Source organism: Rhizobium jaguaris (genome assembly GCF_003627755.1).
Taxonomy (GTDB): Bacteria; Pseudomonadota; Alphaproteobacteria; order Rhizobiales; family Rhizobiaceae; genus Rhizobium; species Rhizobium jaguaris.
On sequence record NZ_CP032695.1, the window covers coordinates 74,105 to 89,742 of the forward strand.

Below are 15,638 nucleotides of genomic sequence, written 5' to 3' on the forward strand. Positions count from 1 at the left end.
CTTAGTATCCTGGCCAAGACGGGAGAGAGCCGTGACACGACATTTGAGCAGCCTCGCCTTCATGCAGACATTCTCAGCGAAGCTGGACGTCGCGTTGGGAAATCTGAGCCTCGCGCAGCATCCCCCGGATGCCCGCCGCACGATGCGCAAGTTCACCTCCTCCGAAGTTGCCGCGCTCCTCAACGTTACCGAGGCTTATATCAGGCAGATTTCGCTGAAAGAGCAGGGACCGTCTCCCGAGGTCTCAAATGGCCGGCGCTTCTACTCGATGGAGCAGATCCTCGAACTCCGGATGCATCTTGCGCAAAATGGCCGCAAGAAGTGGATGAATCCACGACGGGTGGGCGCCGAGCAATGCCAGATTCTGGCGATCACGAATTTCAAGGGCGGCTCCAGCAAAACATCCACCACGATCCATCTTGGCCACTATCTCGCATTGAAAGGCTATCGCGTGCTTGCGGTGGATCTCGATCCGCAGGCGTCGCTGACCACGCTTCACGGAAGTCTGCCTGACTTCGATTACCGCGATGGCGACACGCTTTATTCGGCCATTCGTTTCGAAGATCCGCTCCCGACCGAGCAGGTCATCCACCACACCCACATCGCGGGTTTCGATGTCATCTGCGCCGGTCTCGAACTTACGGAATTCGAAACTGCGGTCGCTCTTGAAATGCGCAAATCCGGCGGCACAAGCTTCTTGCTGCGCGTATCGCAAGCGTTGGAGCAGGTTGCGGATCGCTACGACATCATTTTGATGGATTCGGCGCCGTCGCTGAACTTTCTCACCCTGTCGTCCCTCACGGCGGCGACGGGCGTTCTGATACCCGTTCCTGCGCACATGCTCGATGTCGACTCGACGGCAAAATTTCTGGAGCTTGCCGGATCCTACATGCAGATTCTCGAACAGGTGGGGACCTCGGCGCAATGGGACTTTGCCAAATTTCTGATCACTAAATTCGAGCCGAACGATCATCCGCAGGCGAATATGACGGCGCTGATGCGCCAGGTCTTCGGCGAAGATTTGCTTTTGAATTCGGTGATCAAGTCGACCGCCGTTGCTGATGTGCTGACCTGGAAGCAGAGTCTTTATGAGGTGCAGCGGGCGAGGTTTTCCGCTCCGAAGACCTATGACCGGGCAATCGAATCGGTCAACGCCGCAAATGCCGAAATCGAAGAACTTTTTTGGAAAGCATGGGGGCGTGAATGAGCAGGAAAGATTCCAAAGGCATGTTCGCGAACGTGCTGGTCGGACTCGGCCAGGAGGCAGCGTCCACGTCGCTTTCGACGTCCGCGTCCCCGCATCTTCAGAAGGTTGCTGCCGGCGTTCGACAGCTTCAGGAGCGCGGCGAACTTGCCGATAAGCTGCTCCGCGATGCGGATCATATTATCGAACTCGATGTGGATGCGATTTTGCCGTCGCACATACCTGATCGGTTCGACGGAGCTTACGATGAAGAGAGGCTTCAAGATCTCCTGACGTCCATGCGTGAGCACGGACAAACCACCCCCGGCCTGGTTCGGCCGGTCAGCGGGCAGGGGGGCAAGTTTCAGATCGTCTTCGGCCGGCGCCGTCTCGCGGCCGCAAAGCTCCTCGGCATCAAGTTCAAAGCAATCATCCGCGATCTTTCGGACGAACAGGCAATCGTCATCCAGGGCGAAGAGAATGCCAATCGCGACGACCTATCCTTCATTGAAAAATGCGTTTTCGCCCTCGGTCAGGAAGAAGCGGGATTCAAACGCGAGGTGATCTGTGCCTCGCTGGCAACCGGAAAGTCGCACGTTTCCGAGATGCTTCAGATCGCAAGGAGCTTTCCGAAGACGGTTCTGACGGCCATTGGTTTTGCTCCGCAAACCGGCAGGCGGCGCTGGGCGCAGCTCGCCGAGCGCTGGAGCACGAATGCTGATGCGGTGGAGATCGCGGAACGGTTTTTGGCGGAGCCGGCTGCTCGGTCGTTTTCCAGCGATGCCAGATTTTCCGCCGTGCTGAACGCGGTTTCCATGGCCGAAAGCACGCCCACAGCGGCGTGCGACCGCGTTCAAGAAGTCGTTTCCAAGGGAATGACCCTTGCCACAGTGAACTACGCCAAGACGGGAACCAAGCTCACGTTTACGAAAGCTGTCTCCGACGATTTCGTAAAATACCTGCTGCGCCGCATAGAAGAATTGCATGACGAATATCTCGGCGAACCGCACAGGACGGCGCAAAACCAAACCGTGCCGAAGACTCGATAGATCTGGACATCAGGCGGAGAGGATGCTTGGCTGACTACGGTATTTTGACGACTCAGGTTGTCATTTGACGGGAAGCGGCATGGCGTCGGAAACGGACGGTCAGGAAAAAATCGATGCGACCTTTCGCAATGGATCGTTGACGGCCGTTGGGATCATTACCGGTTTCTCGCTGAGTTTCATCAATAACTGGGTTTCCAATCCGAACGACTGGAGCCGCATCGACATTCTGCCGATGACGGTGATGGTTGTTGGAATTGCCCTGCAGGTGAAAGTCTTCGCCGACCTGCTTTCACGGGATTCCCTGCTGGTGGCCAAATACGACCGCGCCCGCCGTCTTTTTCTGATTGGGCTCCTCATCGTGGCCGCCGGGATCGCAATCGCTCTGGTAAACGATATTCTTGGCATCAGCAGTCAGAAAATGCTCGGTTAGGCCTGTTTTCCGGTGCGTGAAAACATGTGTCTTCAGGCCCGATCCGGCGGCCGTACTACAGCCGGCGAAGAGCAATATCGCTTGTTACTACCGATTTCCCGGTTGTCGGATCGCGGTCGATCGTTCGCAGATTGAGGCTGTTGCCGCCGACTTGCTGGATCGTCATATTCGCCGACCGATTGCCGTTGACCTCTTGTGCCCAGTGAACGGCAAGGTCGATGGTATTGCCCTGGCGCTTTCCGGACAATCCGGAACGCCCCCCTGCTGGGCCGACATAGACGCCGCTATAGCGGGTGCCATTCACCCTAAGATCTGCAGAGATCGCGCGGTTCACGACGAGTAAGCCTCGACAATTGCCGCGCATGGAGAGCGAGGGCCCGGCTGCCGCTAGTGCAAACGTACATGCGACGTTGATCGGCGACGTTCCGATCCGTCGGATGACAGTTCCCTTGCCGGTCCATTTTCCCTGCAGAGATTGCAGAAAATTGCTTTCGTCTGCGGCGGCCAAACTCGGGAAAAGGCCGAATAACAAGATCAGGAGAAGACGAGCGAAGCACGACATGAGAGAACCCCCGAACGACGAATTTTCCTCAACGCGTATATGTTCGTATAGTTCCTTGTATTCTGCACGCGGATACTCACCGTCATGACAACAGCCCGGAAAGAGGCAGCGAACAAGTTGGACTATTCTTCCGGCCCGGAGCCGTGGTAATTTGAAATTGCCTCGGCAATAGCGGGGCCACGGCTTTCTGCGGCTTCCCGTAATTTAATTTTGAGCTCATTTACGGCTGCTAATACTGCGCCTGCGGTGCCCCGGGAGCGTGGTGCCGTTCCGTTTGGGGCCAGGGCGATCAAGTACCAAGCCGATCCAAACGAGAAAAGCCTTAGCAGAATACCGAACTAAGTCTTCAAGGTCATGGAGCGGTGGGATCAATGGCGCATATCATCATCATCAATCCGCGTTTCGAAACCTCCTATTGGGGCATGGAACACGCGCTTCCGTTGTTTGACGTAAAAGCGAATCTTCCCGTCGCCTGTCTTCCTCTGCTGGCGGCGCTCACGCCAGCCGAACACACCGTTACGCTTATGGATGAGAATGTCGAGCCGATCGACTACGACCTCTGCGCGCAAGCGGATATCGTCGCACTCACGGGCATGATCGTCCAACGGTTTCGGATGAAGGAAATTCTGGCGGAACTCAAACGGCGCAATTGCTTCATCGTCGTCGGAGGGCCGTGGGTCACCGTCAAAGAGGACTATTTCGAAGGCCTTGTAGACGTCACATTCATCGGCGAGGCCGAAGAGACCTGGCCGCAATTCCTGCTCGAATGGAAAGAGGGCCGTCACGTCAGGCGCTATGAGCAATCCGACAAGACGGACATGAGCAAGGTGCCGGTCCCGCGCTTCGATCTATTGAAGATGGATGAGTATGCGCTCGGCAGTCTCCAGTTCTCGCGAGGCTGCCCGTTCACCTGCGACTTCTGCGACATCATTGTCGTGTTCGGGCGAAAGCCGCGGATCAAGACCAGCGCACAGATCATCGCCGAGATGGAAGCGTTGCTATCCGCCGGAATGGATACGGCATTTATTGTCGACGACAATCTCATCGGCAACAAGAAGGCGATCAAAGAGGTTCTGCGCGACGTCGTGGCGTGGCAGGAGCGCAACCACTATCCGATGACGTTCCTCACCGAAGCTTCGATTGACCTCGCCGACGACGATGAACTGATGCAGCTCATGGTCGATGCCAATATCCGTATTGTCTTCATCGGCGTCGAGACACCGAACGAAGCAGCGCTACGCGAAACCAAGAAGCTCCAGAATCTCCGAAAAGGTGGGACGATGCTGGAGAAGATCCATGCGATCCAAGAGACCGGCATGGAAGTGTGGTGCGGCATGATCTTAGGTTTCGATAGCGACGACGCGACGATCTTCGACGCCCAACGCGTCTTCATCAAGGACGCGCGGATCGTCAGTGCGATGATCGGCATGCTGGCCGCCATCCCTAAGACACCGCTTTATACGCGCCTCGAGAAGGAAGGGCGGCTTGATCATGACGATCCCCCGGCTTTCGGCACCAACGTCATTCCTCTCAATCTCAGCCGCGAGACTTTGCGCGATGGCTATCTCTCCGTGTTGAGCGACCTTCACCAACCCGCCGCTTATTTCGACAGGCTGGACGCGCTCTATCTCGATGCCAATATCCAGCCGGAGCGGTCGCGCCTGCGCCATCTGCGCCGCCATCCCCTCCGCCTGATTGCCTTAAATCTGACCTGGGCTTTTGAAGCAGCGGGCATTTTTACAAGATTGATGAGCCGGGTACAGGAGGCGGACTTGCGCAATATCTATCGTCAACGCCTCTGGAAACTCCTGCTGCGCCGCCGTTCACCGATAATCCTGCAAATCTATGCCATCAAATGCGCCATGCACTATCACGCACACAAGATGGTCCAGCAAATGCAGACCGGCGGCGATATCGTCAATTCATTCTGATTGGAAACCCCGGACTGGCACCAAGGATTGCGAGACTTGACTGCCGGCTTTGATCGATGAGTCCCAAGCTCGATCTGAAATACCTGTTACTGGGCGGTGCAAATCGCAAAACCCGCATCGCGATATCGCTGCCGCATTTGTTCGCTTGCTTCATCCGTAAACAATTTGGCGCCCTCCGGCAGCCTTGCCCAAAAGGGTAGGGCCTGATCCTGAAATTTGGTCGCATCGGCCAGCACGATCGTCGCCTGGGTTCGCTGCATGGCGATTTCTTTCAGGCGGACCTGTTCCAGCGTCGTTTCGCCGAGCCCGAACTCGGCGGAAACGGAATCTGCCCCAAGAAAGATTTTTTCGAAACGAAAGGCTTCGATGGTTCGTTCTGCAAGCGGGCCGAACACGCCTTCTGAATTGGCCCGGTAGCGGCCCCCTAGCAGGAAAAGTTCGATCGAGGCGATATCCGCCAGAATGGCGGCGACCCGGTGTGATTGCGTGACGACAACGAGACCGTTCAGACTATCCTGCATGAGAGCTAGCTTTTCCGCGAGCGCGCCGACGGTCGTGCCGGCATCCAGAAAGATCGTGGAAGCTCCGTCAAGTGCATCGAATGCCGCTTCGGCGATCCTGCGTTTTGCGGCGGCGGCGACCCGCATGCGGAAATCGAAGGTCGGCTCGGCTCGTTGCAGCAGCGTCGCGCCTCCGTAGGTGCGGGCAATCACACCCTCTTCGGCGAGTGCTGCCAGATCGCGCCTCACCGTCGCGACCGAAACGTTAAGCGCAGCGCTCAAGGCCTGGACAGTGGGCGCTCCTATTTGCAGCAGCCGAAGCAGCGCGTCCTTTCTCTGGTTGAAACCGCTCATCACGACCCCTCGAAACCATTCGATCCAAGCCGGCCACACGAAAGAATTCGGCGACCCATCAAACTCACCGACAGGCCAATAACATGGTCAGGCGGCCTTCCCGGATAGAATCGCGGCTTGACGCAGCGCATAGATCAGGCTGCGCTCATCGGCCTTGCCCTGGCCGGCAATATCGAAGGCGGTTCCGTGATCCACCGACGTGCGAATGATCGGCAGACCGACGGTCACGTTGACGCCCTCCTCGATGCCGAGGACCTTTACGGGTCCGTGCCCCTGATCGTGGTACATGGCAACGACGAGGTCGAAATCGCCCCGCACGGCGCGGAAGAAGAGAGTGTCAGCGGCGAGCGGCCCGGACACGTCATAGCCTTTCCCGACTGCCTCGGCGATGGCCGGCGCGATCTTGATCGCTTCCTCGTCATGCCCGAAAAGCCCGCTTTCGCCGGCATGCGGGTTGATGGCGCAGACGCCGATGCGCGGCTCGCGGCCCATCATGCCGATGAGTGCCGCGCGGCCGCGTTCGATCGTGCGAAAAACCAGTCCCGGCTCGATCTTCGCAATAGCGTCGATGAGACCGACATGGGTCGTGACATGGACGACGCGAAGCTTCGGCGAGGCCAGCATCATCGAGACTTCCTTGGTGTTTGTCAGATGCGCGATGAGTTCGGTGTGCCCGGGATAGCGATGTCCTGCAAGATGCAGCGCTTCCTTGCTTATCGGCGCCGTGCAAATGGCATCGATCTGCTTGGATTGCGCGAGCCTGACGGCCGAGACGATGAACCGATAAGCGGCTTCGCCGCCGTCGCGGCTGACAATGCCAAAGGGCAGATCGGATAGGGGATTGCCGATTTGCACGACGTCTACCCCGATCTCCTCGTTTGCATCGCCGATCGCGGTGATTGGCCGGATCGGCGCCGTCGTTCCTACGATGGCAGTGGCCTTCCGCATCCGGTCCAAATCACCCACGACCACGGGGCGGCAAAATTCTCGAACTGTCGGCAATGCCAGCGCCTTGGCGATGATCTCCGGTCCGATGCCTGAGGGATCGCCCATGGTGATTGCTATGATCGGTTTCGCCATTCGTCCGTCCTTGGAGATATCTGCGATCAAGAGACATGCTGTTGAGCATCATGAAATCGTATCCTCATGATCTTTTCAATCAAATATTCACAGAATGATTGATTCGATCATCGGACGCTTGGGCGCGTTCTCCGCTGGCAATCTGCTTGAACCGTTCACTTCCGAGGCTGTTCTACGTTTCTTCGTCGAACTATGCGTGCTGACGCGTGGCCGTTCCTTCGCCAATTCGCGTGCCAATTTCCAATTCAAAGATGTAGCCCCGCTTGGACCAGGAGCGACGAAGCGAACCTCGGTGTATTTGGGCAATGCGCTCCACAATCTTCAGGCCTATGCCGAGGCTGTCGGGGCGTTGGCCAACATAGGTATTTCGCCGATGGCCCTCCGGATATCGATCCTCGACCTGGATCGTGCGGCTGCCTACCCGCACAACGATATTGGTGCGGTCGGGTGTGTGGCGCACGGCGTTTTCGATGAGATTGCGCAGAGCATCTTTCAGGAGAGCCGCAACACCCTGAACCACGGCCGTGTCGGTCTGAACAGAAAGCTCGAGCGAGCGATTGTTTTCATAGACCCATGGCGCAAGCTGCTCGACGACACTTGAAGACAGTTCGACGAGATCGACCTTTTCGAACATCGCATGATCGAACGTGTCGAGCCGAGCGAGCATCGTCAGCTGTCCGACGAAACGCACGAGATCGTCGAGATCGGCCTCTGCCTTTCTCGCCCGCGGATGATCGATGCGGCCAAGTTCCAGCTTGATCGCTGCAAGCGGCGTGCGGACTTCGTGCGCGATCCCGGATGTCAGAACCTTCTGGGACTTCATAAGTTCGCCGACACGTTCGAAGGCGCGGTTCACGGCAATCGCGAGGTGGGCAATCTCGCGCGGCATATCCTGAAACTGCAGGTGCGAGCGCGAATTCATCGGGTCGATCTGATCCGCCGCATCGGCCGCCGCCCGCACGGGTTTGAGCGCCTGGCGCACGGAGAGCAAGGTCGCGCCAAGAACGAGCACCAGGAGAATGCTCATCGGGACGATCATGTGCTCGATGATTTCGTTCCAAAGGACATCCGAGACGACATCCTGCGGATCGCCCGTCGTGGCCACGTCGACGACGAAGCGTTGCTTTCCGACGAGGAATGCGCGGCCGCCGACCAGCGTGAGCGGCCGGCCCGGCGTCAGCGATCTCAGCCAGAAATCCGGCGGATTGTCCTCCCGGGAAAGAAACCGACTTTCACATGCGTCGTCGCAGGATTCAAAAACCAGGCTGCCGTTAGCATCCCGAATTTGCGCTACATAGCCGGTTTGGGCATGCTGGTAGCGTTGGCGCACATTTTCGGGAAGCTCATAGCTGACACCCCCATTTGTCACGGCGATGCCGCCTGCGAGCCTCTGGGTTTCCTGTTCGACAAAAAGCCGCGAGAGCTCACCAACATTCCAATAGTAGTCGGAGACGACGACGGCGAGCTGCAGGACCATTGCCAGCAAGGCAAAGAACGCGATCCGTCGTGTCAGAATGGTGCCGAGCGTTGGACGTGACCGGCTCAATCGCGTACCTCGCGCATCATGTATCCGACACCTCTGATGGTTTCGATCACGGCTCCGGTCGGATGTCCTTCCAGCTTCTTGCGCAATCGGGAAATGGCCAGTTCGATGGCATTGCTGCTTTTCTCGTCGCCGAATTCGGAAAGAGCATGCTCGATCTTTGGCTTGGGCACCACCGTGCCGCCGTTGCGCAGCAATAGTTCGAGCAGCCCCTTCTCGGACGGAGTAAGTGCAATCTCACTGCCGGCACAGGTTAGGCGCCGCTGCGCCACCTCATATTGAATGGCTGCGAACTCCAGCGTCGGCATGGTCGTCACCGGCGCCCGCCGCATCAGGGCGCGAATACGCGCAATCAACTCGCCGTTGTGAAATGGCTTGGCGAGATAGTCGTCCGCACCCGCATCTAAGCCAATGATGCGTTCATCGATAGCTCCGCGTGCTGTCAGCACGAGAACAGGTATTTGAACCTTTGCGGCCCGGAGTGATTTCAACATGTCGATGCCGTCCTCGTCAGGCAGACCGAGGTCGAGAAGGAGAAGATCGTAATCCGCGCTTTCGAGTGTCAGCCGCCCCTCCTGCGCTGTTGCGAAGGCATCGATTTTCCATCCGGCGTCTCGGATGGTCTCGCAAAGCAGCTCGCGAAGCCGGGCGCTGTCCTCGATGAGCAGTATCCTCATGCCTTCTTTCGACCCGTGACCATCGACCAGACGAGATTTTCCCTGTGTCTCCAGCTTTCGATGACGGCAGCACCGGCATGGGCAAAAGCGAGCACCATAATGCCGTTGGCAGTGATACCGTGCAATTCCTCCAGCCATTTGTCGCCCCAGAAGGCATCGAGCGTTGTCATCCAGCCGGTCAGTGCCGTTGTCGCGAGAAGCGCCATCAGGCAAAGCATCATGACCGATGCCAGGGGATTGTGTCCAATGTACCGCTTCTCGTTGCCATCCAGAATACCCACGATCTGGCTCACGATCTTACCGGGTGTCGGCAGGAAATCACTGAAACGCGCATGTTTCGTTCCAACGAATCCCCAGATGACACGGACGGCGATGGCGGCGGCAACAGTATATCCCGTGACGCGGTGCCAGTATTTGCCTTCATCCAGGATGAAGAGGTTGAGCACGCAAGCCGTAACGACGGTCCAATGAAATAGCCTGACCACTGGATCCCAGACCTTGATCACGGATAGGGCGGCGGTGGAGGGCTGAGCGCCCTCCTTCTTCGATGAGATCGCCGTCATCATCAGTCGCCCATCTGGACAATGTCGCCGGAGACCGGGTTGAAGTAGACCTCGGCGCGATTGCCACCCTTGTCCTTGCCGTAGATTTCGTAGCAGTTACCCGTGATCTGGAACGTCTTGACCTTGTAGCCCATCGCACCGATCTTCGCTTTCATGGCGTCCTCGGACATCCATTTGGACTTCGGTTCGCCTGTGCAGCTCGGGCTCGCAAGCGCCAGTGCCGGGGTGACAGATATGATCGCGAGTGCGGCGATAAGTTTCAGCTTCATGATTCTACCCTTTGCTAGTGCCCTTGTGGGCGACGGGCAAATCGATAGAACGACAAAGCTGTCCGTTTGCTGTCGGGATTGGTGATTAACTACATTTGGCGCGAGCACCCGGCCCGGACGGCGCTAGGCTCAGCCTTCCTCAGGTGGCTTGAGATGCCGGAACTGCAGCAGCAATAGGAGATCGTATGTGATCTTCAGTGCGCCACAGATCAAAAGAGGCCAGGCTCGATAAGATGCGGCGAAGAGGGCGCCCGCTATGGCAGGGCTGACCGCCGCGGCGAGGCTTCGCGGCACAGACGTGAAGCTTGCGGCGGCAGCACGCTCCGCCTCCGTGACGACGGCCATCACATAGGATGAGCGTGTCGGCACGTCCATCTGCGAGAGTGCCGCCCGAACCAGCAGTAACGCGAGCGCCAGCGGCAAGGTGGGCGCGAAGGCCGCGAGCATCAGGGCGACGCTCGACGGAATGTGGGTAAACACCATGGTGTTGACGAGGCCGACGTGCCGCGAGAGCCGTGCGGCGACAGGAAACGAGAATGCCGACAGCATACCCGTCCAGAAGAAAAACACTCCGGCTTCGGAGAGCGAGAGATTAAATCGCTCGAACAGCCACAGGGCGAGCAGCGACTGAACCACGAAACCTCCGGCGAAAGCGTCGAGACTGAAGAGGGCCGCGAGCTTCAAGACGATGGCGCGCGAGGGCCCAAGCGTCCCCGGCTTGTCGGTTTCGTGACTCGCTGGACGAGGCGGTATGCGAGCATAAACAAGACTGCCGAGAATGCCGACGACCGCATAGAGAACGAACATCAGCTTGATGGCTGTCAGTTGCGCAAGACCTAACCGTGTCATGAAGTCGGGCAGGGCCGCGGCGAGCGCGCCGCCGGCGCTTGCAAGCGCCCCGACCAGGCTGTAACGGGCGAACATCCTTGTTCGTTCGACGTTGGCCACTTCGCGGGCGAGAACTGCGTGCTCAAGTGGCACAAAGATGCTCACGCTACCGGCTGACGGATTGATTGTGCCGACAAATGCGACCGCGAGCAGAAGCGCATAGTCGCTGATAATGGGCATGGCGGCACCGGTGGCGACCATCAGGCCGGCGGCAGCGAGAAGCAAGCGACGGAGATCATGATGTGCGCCAAGAAATCCGATGACGATCGTCAAGAGCGCAGAGCCAAGGAGGGATGCCGTCGCAATGATGCCGACCTGCAGAGGCGAGAATCCAAGAGCGAGTAGATAGACCGGCAACAGGATCGCCATGAAGCCATCGCCAAAGTCGCGCAAAGAGCGCGCCGTGAAGAGCCATGTCGTCGGCTGGATGCTTTGAACCTGTATCATTGCTCTCGATCGCGCCTTGCCTTGGCGGGGGGAGCCGAGGCGAGCGCCTTCCTGTCCGACACCCGCTTCGATTTGGTTCGCGCTACACCCATCCCATGAGCAGTCCATAGGCAAGCCCAAGGATCGAGCAGCCGGCGAGCACCGCCAGCATGCCGACCTTGAAACGGAACACCGCGACGGCGGCGCCGAGTGTCAGGATCAGGGACGGCACGTTGACGGAACTCAGTACCGGAAGAGTGACGACCACGCCGAAGCCGCGCATTTCGTGGAGATCGCGGAACAGCACGTGCAGCGCAAACCACACCGCCAGGTTCAAGATCACCCCGACCACGGCGGCCGTGACTGCGGCCAGTGCCGCAGAGAGGGCCTTGTTGCTGCGCATCGCCTCCATGAACGGCGCACCGAGGAAGATCCAGAGAAAGCAGGGAACGAAAGTCACCCAGGTCGTCAGCAGGCCGCCCAGCGTGCCGGCGAGCAGAGGATTCAGGGAGCCCGGCGCGCGGTAGGCGCCCATGAAGCCGACGAACTGCGTCACCATGATCAAGGGGCCGGGCGTCGTCTCGGCCATGCCGAGGCCGTCCAGCATTTCGCCCGGCTTCAGCCAGCCATAGTGATCGACTGCCTGCTGGGCCACGTACGACAGGACTGCATAGGCGCCGCCGAAGGATACAGCGGCCGTCTTGGAGAAGAAGAGCGCAATGTCGGTGAAGACGTTCCCTTGGCCGAGTGTCATCCACAACATGAGAGTGGGGGCGAACCACAGAAACAAAAAAACACCGGCCACCTTCATGGACCAGCTTACTGCCGGACGGGCGTGGACGGGCGTCTCCTCGCCAAGGGCGCTATCGATATCAGCGAGTTGCGTGCCGTCGGTCTTTGCGTGGCCGCCGCCTGGGGCAAACGCCGCCCAGCCGGCGCGGCTGCCGATATAGCCGATGATCGCGGCAGCTAGGACGACGAGTGGAAACGGAACATGAAAGAATGCCAACGCAATGAAAGCCGCGGCGGCCAATCCCCTCAGGACATTGTTCCTCAAGGCTCGCCGACCGATCCGGAAGACGGCTTCGACAACGATTACCAATACGGCCGCCTTCAGCCCGAAGAAGAGCGCCTGGACCCATCCGACACTACCGAAGATGGCGTAGATCCAGCTCAGCGCCATGATGGCGACGACGCCGGGGAGCACGAACAAGGTCCCGGCCACCAGCCCGCCCCTGGTCTTGTGCAGAAGCCAGCCGATATAGATGGCAAGTTGCTGGGCTTCGGGACCCGGCAGGAGATGGCAATAATTCAATGCCTGAAGGAAACGGTTTTCGCCGATCCATCGCTTCTCTTCGACGATGATCCGATGCATGACCGCAATTTGGCCGGCGGGGCCGCCGAAACTCAGGGCGGCGACGCGTGCCCAGACTCGGACTGCTTCGCCAAATGAAATCCCGTGGGAGGGCGGATCAGCGCGCTGGAGCGGGGAGGCGTCGAGACTTTCGATCTTGTTCATGATCCGTGTCCGTATCAGCCGCGTTTCGCGCGGAAATATTGATAGAGGTTGTCGAAGACCGGCCCGCCCTGGACGATGCGTTGTTCATCCTGCGGATTGGCGGCGCAGATTCCTGCAATCAGGCTGGCGATGCCGCTCGCCTCCTCGCGCCCGAACTTTGCGTCCTTCAGATCGATGTCGTGGACGATCTCGGCGATGGCCTGCAACGCGGAATCGGCGATGCCAGCCCCGGCGAGCAGCACCTCGAAACTGCAGTGATCGCCTTCGTGGGTTATCTCGCCTTCGAACATGTCGAAGCGAATTTCGCCAGGATTCGGGACGTAACCTTTGCCCGGCACGAAGCGAATAACCGCATCCGGATCGATGAAGCGACGGATGAGCCAACTGCAGGCGATACGATCGACATGCACGCCCTTGCGGGTGACCCAGATGCGCCCCTTCAGATCGGCCGCCTTGAGCGGCGGAGCCTTCGGATGTTCTTCGACCATGTCCGCATCCTCCTCCAGCCTGTGCTCCAGGTCCGCAATCAGGCCCTCCGCCGAGAGCCGGCCGGTTGCTCCGAAGAAATCGATCGTGGCGATGTCGGCTATCCGCTTGCGCAGGCGATCGGTCTGCGCGCGGATCTCGGCCCGTTCCTCCACCCTCGCAAGTGCCTCCAGTCGTGCTGAAAGCGTCCGCGCCTCGTTGGCGATCGCTTCGTAGTCCTCGTCGCGAGCCGTATCGAACAGTGCATGCGCCTGGGCGTCGGAGAGGCCGTCGATGAGGCGCGCCTCGCACACCATGGCCTCACCACCGCCTTCGACGATCTCCTTCAGAAGCCATTCAAAATCCTCCTGCGTCTCGGCGTTCGCCGGCAGGGCGTAGACCGTGCTCTTGACGGCGACGGCGCCGATGCGCTGCAGGCGCCGCCAGATTTTCACCCGGAAGTAGGCTGGCTTGCTTGGCAATTGGTGGATCAAAAGCAGCCAGCGTTGTTCCACCGGTTTCGTATCATCGTTCATGTTTGCACTGTATCATCATAGCTTGAAAAAGCAACACTTGTATCATTTCATATTCAGGCGTATCCTTACCTCAGTCGTGTTAGCCTGAGTGAGGGCACCATGCACCGGATCATCCCATTACCCTTTAAGCCACCCCGGCTCGACGGACTTTCCGAGCGGCTGTTGGCGAGCCATTACGAGAACAACTATGGCGGCGCGGTGCGACGCCTGAATGCGATCGAACGGCGGCTCGATGAACTCGATTGGAGCGCGGCTCCTGTCTTCGACATCAACGGTCTGAAGCGGGAGGAGCTTGTCGCGGCGAACTCCGCTATCCTCCACGAGATCTACTTCGACGGGCTCGGTGGATCGGGGGATGCGACCGGCGATCTCGCCGAAGCGCTGGAACGCGATTTTGGCAGCGTTGCCGGCTGGCATACCCGCTTCACGGCCTGCGCCAAGGCGCAGGCGGGAGGCTCGGGCTGGACCTTGCTCGTGTGGTCGGAACGCCACCGACGTCTGAAGATCCAATGGGCGGCGGACCACACCAACTGCCTCGCCGGCAGCATCCCCATACTGGCGCTCGACATGTACGAGCATGCCTACCACCTCGATTTCGGAGCCAAGGCTGGCGCCTATGTCGACGCCTTTATGAAGAACATTCACTGGGAACGTGTTGCTGCCCGCTTCCAGCGGATGGGCGAACGTCTGACCGACACCGCCGCGACCGAGACGATAACGCGAGACCAGGATGTCGCGGCGGAGGATCTGCTCGCCCGCATTCAACGCCGGGAAGACATCGTCCTGCTCGATGTCTGTCTCGCCGAAGATCTGCCGAACCGCAGCGACATGCTGCCCGGCGCGATCTTCCAGCCACCAGAGACAATCGGCGGCTGGGCTGACGAACTGCCCCAGGACAAGCCGATCGTCATCTATTGCGTCTATGGCTTCCAGGTCAGCGGCGACGCCGTCACCGAGCTGCGCCGTCGCGGCCTGAACGCACGGGCGCTCTCGGGCGGAATTGCCGCCTGGCATGCGATCGGCGGCCCGACCGTCCCGTTCGCACGCATCGGAAAACATTGAAGGAGGATAGCATCATGAAGTGGGTTACTCGCGAACGTCCGGTCATCGACCGTATCGCCTGCCCCTGGCTGATCGCACGGTTCATCGACAAGGAACCGGAATTCCTGTTCGTGCCGCCGGATCAGGTGACCAAGGTGGCGGGGGAGACAGGAGCCATTCCTTATGACGTGCCCGGTGTCGAATACACCCATGTAGGCGAGGGCTGCAGCTTCGACGCCTTCGTTGCGAAGCATAGCCTCGACACCGATCCGGCAATCGTGACCATCGCCGCCATCGTTCGCGGCGCGGACACCGACCGGCACGACCTCACGCCGCAATCGGCTGGGCTGCTTGCGATCTCCATGGGGCTTCGGGATGTGACGCCCGATGATCACGAGGTTCTGAAGCATGGATTCGTTATCTATGACGCGCTTTATGCATGGGCTTCGCGGCGCAAGACCGAGACGCATAGCTGGCCGCCTGCAATGAAGCCCACAGCAGCTTGAGCTCGACTTTTAGGGCGTTGCGCGTGTGCGGTCGTCGTACCGGCGATCACTCCCAGCGGCACCACGAACTCAGCCAAGGCCGCCTTGGCAGGAGATGCTGGCAAAGGCGGTTGCTG

The 15,638-nt window shown here is 59.2% G+C and carries 16 protein-coding genes; 6 read left to right on the plus strand and 10 right to left on the minus strand.

Annotated elements, in window-relative coordinates; genetic code table 11:
- Positions 1-31: 31 nt before the first annotated feature.
- The 3 genes from repA (at position 32) to CCGE525_RS22465 (ending at position 2,662) form a co-directional block, all read left to right on the plus strand.
- A complete protein-coding gene (gene repA, locus CCGE525_RS22455) occupies positions 32-1,207 on the plus strand; it encodes a plasmid partitioning protein RepA (RefSeq protein WP_120706604.1) in 1,176 nt (391 codons plus the stop codon).
- Entirely contained in the window at positions 1,204-2,232 is a 1,029-nt protein-coding gene (gene repB, locus CCGE525_RS22460) for a plasmid partitioning protein RepB (RefSeq protein ID WP_120706605.1), read from the plus strand. Before repA ends, repB begins: the two co-directional genes overlap by 4 nt.
- A 79-nt stretch (positions 2,233-2,311) precedes the next feature.
- The gene (locus tag CCGE525_RS22465) at positions 2,312-2,662 is read left to right on the plus strand and encodes a hypothetical protein (RefSeq protein WP_120706606.1); all 351 of its coding nucleotides are present in this window, start codon (positions 2,312-2,314) and stop codon (positions 2,660-2,662) included.
- A gap of 55 nt (positions 2,663-2,717) precedes the next feature.
- On the opposite strand, the gene CCGE525_RS39875 is transcribed toward CCGE525_RS22465, so the two are convergent.
- On the minus strand, positions 2,718-3,224 hold the full coding sequence (locus tag CCGE525_RS39875; RefSeq protein ID WP_120706607.1) for a hypothetical protein: 507 nt from the start codon (positions 3,222-3,224) through the stop codon (positions 2,718-2,720).
- 371 nt (positions 3,225-3,595) lie between these two features.
- Between CCGE525_RS39875 and CCGE525_RS22475 the strand changes: the two genes are divergently transcribed.
- On the plus strand, positions 3,596-5,155 hold the full coding sequence (locus tag CCGE525_RS22475) for a B12-binding domain-containing radical SAM protein (protein WP_120706608.1): 1,560 nt from the start codon (positions 3,596-3,598) through the stop codon (positions 5,153-5,155).
- A gap of 86 nt (positions 5,156-5,241) precedes the next feature.
- Here CCGE525_RS22475 and CCGE525_RS22480 read toward each other — a convergent pair whose 3' ends face one another.
- The 9 genes from CCGE525_RS22480 to CCGE525_RS22520 form a co-directional block, all read right to left on the minus strand.
- Entirely contained in the window at positions 5,242-6,009 is a 768-nt protein-coding gene (locus tag CCGE525_RS22480) for a DeoR/GlpR family DNA-binding transcription regulator (RefSeq protein WP_120706609.1), read from the minus strand.
- Positions 6,010-6,096: 87 nt separating this feature from the next.
- The gene (gene pdxA / locus CCGE525_RS22485; protein WP_120708571.1) at positions 6,097-7,089 is read right to left on the minus strand and encodes a 4-hydroxythreonine-4-phosphate dehydrogenase PdxA; all 993 of its coding nucleotides are present in this window, start codon (positions 7,087-7,089) and stop codon (positions 6,097-6,099) included.
- Between the two features lie 190 nt (positions 7,090-7,279).
- Positions 7,280-8,635 (minus strand): sensor histidine kinase, encoded by a 1,356-nt coding sequence (locus CCGE525_RS22490; protein WP_120706610.1) that lies wholly within the window; start codon positions 8,633-8,635, stop codon positions 7,280-7,282.
- Positions 8,632-9,309 carry a response regulator transcription factor gene (locus tag CCGE525_RS22495; protein WP_120706611.1) on the minus strand — a complete coding sequence of 226 codons (678 nt, stop codon included), beginning with the start codon at positions 9,307-9,309 and terminating at the stop codon, positions 8,632-8,634. Before CCGE525_RS22495 ends, CCGE525_RS22490 begins: the two co-directional genes overlap by 4 nt.
- Entirely contained in the window at positions 9,306-9,872 is a 567-nt protein-coding gene (locus CCGE525_RS22500) for a cytochrome b/b6 domain-containing protein (protein ID WP_120706612.1), read from the minus strand. Before CCGE525_RS22500 ends, CCGE525_RS22495 begins: the two co-directional genes overlap by 4 nt.
- Positions 9,873-9,874: 2 nt before the next feature.
- Entirely contained in the window at positions 9,875-10,141 is a 267-nt protein-coding gene (locus CCGE525_RS22505; protein ID WP_120706613.1) for a PepSY domain-containing protein, read from the minus strand.
- A 129-nt stretch (positions 10,142-10,270) separates the two neighbouring features.
- Entirely contained in the window at positions 10,271-11,476 is a 1,206-nt protein-coding gene (locus CCGE525_RS22510; protein ID WP_120706614.1) for an MFS transporter, read from the minus strand.
- Between the two features lie 82 nt (positions 11,477-11,558).
- Positions 11,559-12,974, minus strand: a complete 1,416-nt coding sequence (chrA, locus tag CCGE525_RS22515; protein WP_120706615.1) for a chromate efflux transporter — start codon at positions 12,972-12,974, stop codon at positions 11,559-11,561.
- 14 nt (positions 12,975-12,988) lie between these two features.
- Entirely contained in the window at positions 12,989-13,975 is a 987-nt protein-coding gene (locus CCGE525_RS22520; RefSeq protein WP_205587502.1) for a chromate resistance protein ChrB domain-containing protein, read from the minus strand.
- 99 nt (positions 13,976-14,074) lie between these two features.
- Between CCGE525_RS22520 and CCGE525_RS22525 the strand changes: the two genes are divergently transcribed.
- The gene (locus tag CCGE525_RS22525; RefSeq protein ID WP_120706616.1) at positions 14,075-15,037 is read left to right on the plus strand and encodes a Fe-Mn family superoxide dismutase; all 963 of its coding nucleotides are present in this window, start codon (positions 14,075-14,077) and stop codon (positions 15,035-15,037) included.
- Positions 15,038-15,051: 14 nt separating this feature from the next.
- Entirely contained in the window at positions 15,052-15,522 is a 471-nt protein-coding gene (locus CCGE525_RS22530; RefSeq protein WP_120708573.1) for a chromate resistance protein ChrB domain-containing protein, read from the plus strand.
- Positions 15,523-15,638: the final 116 nt, after the last annotated feature.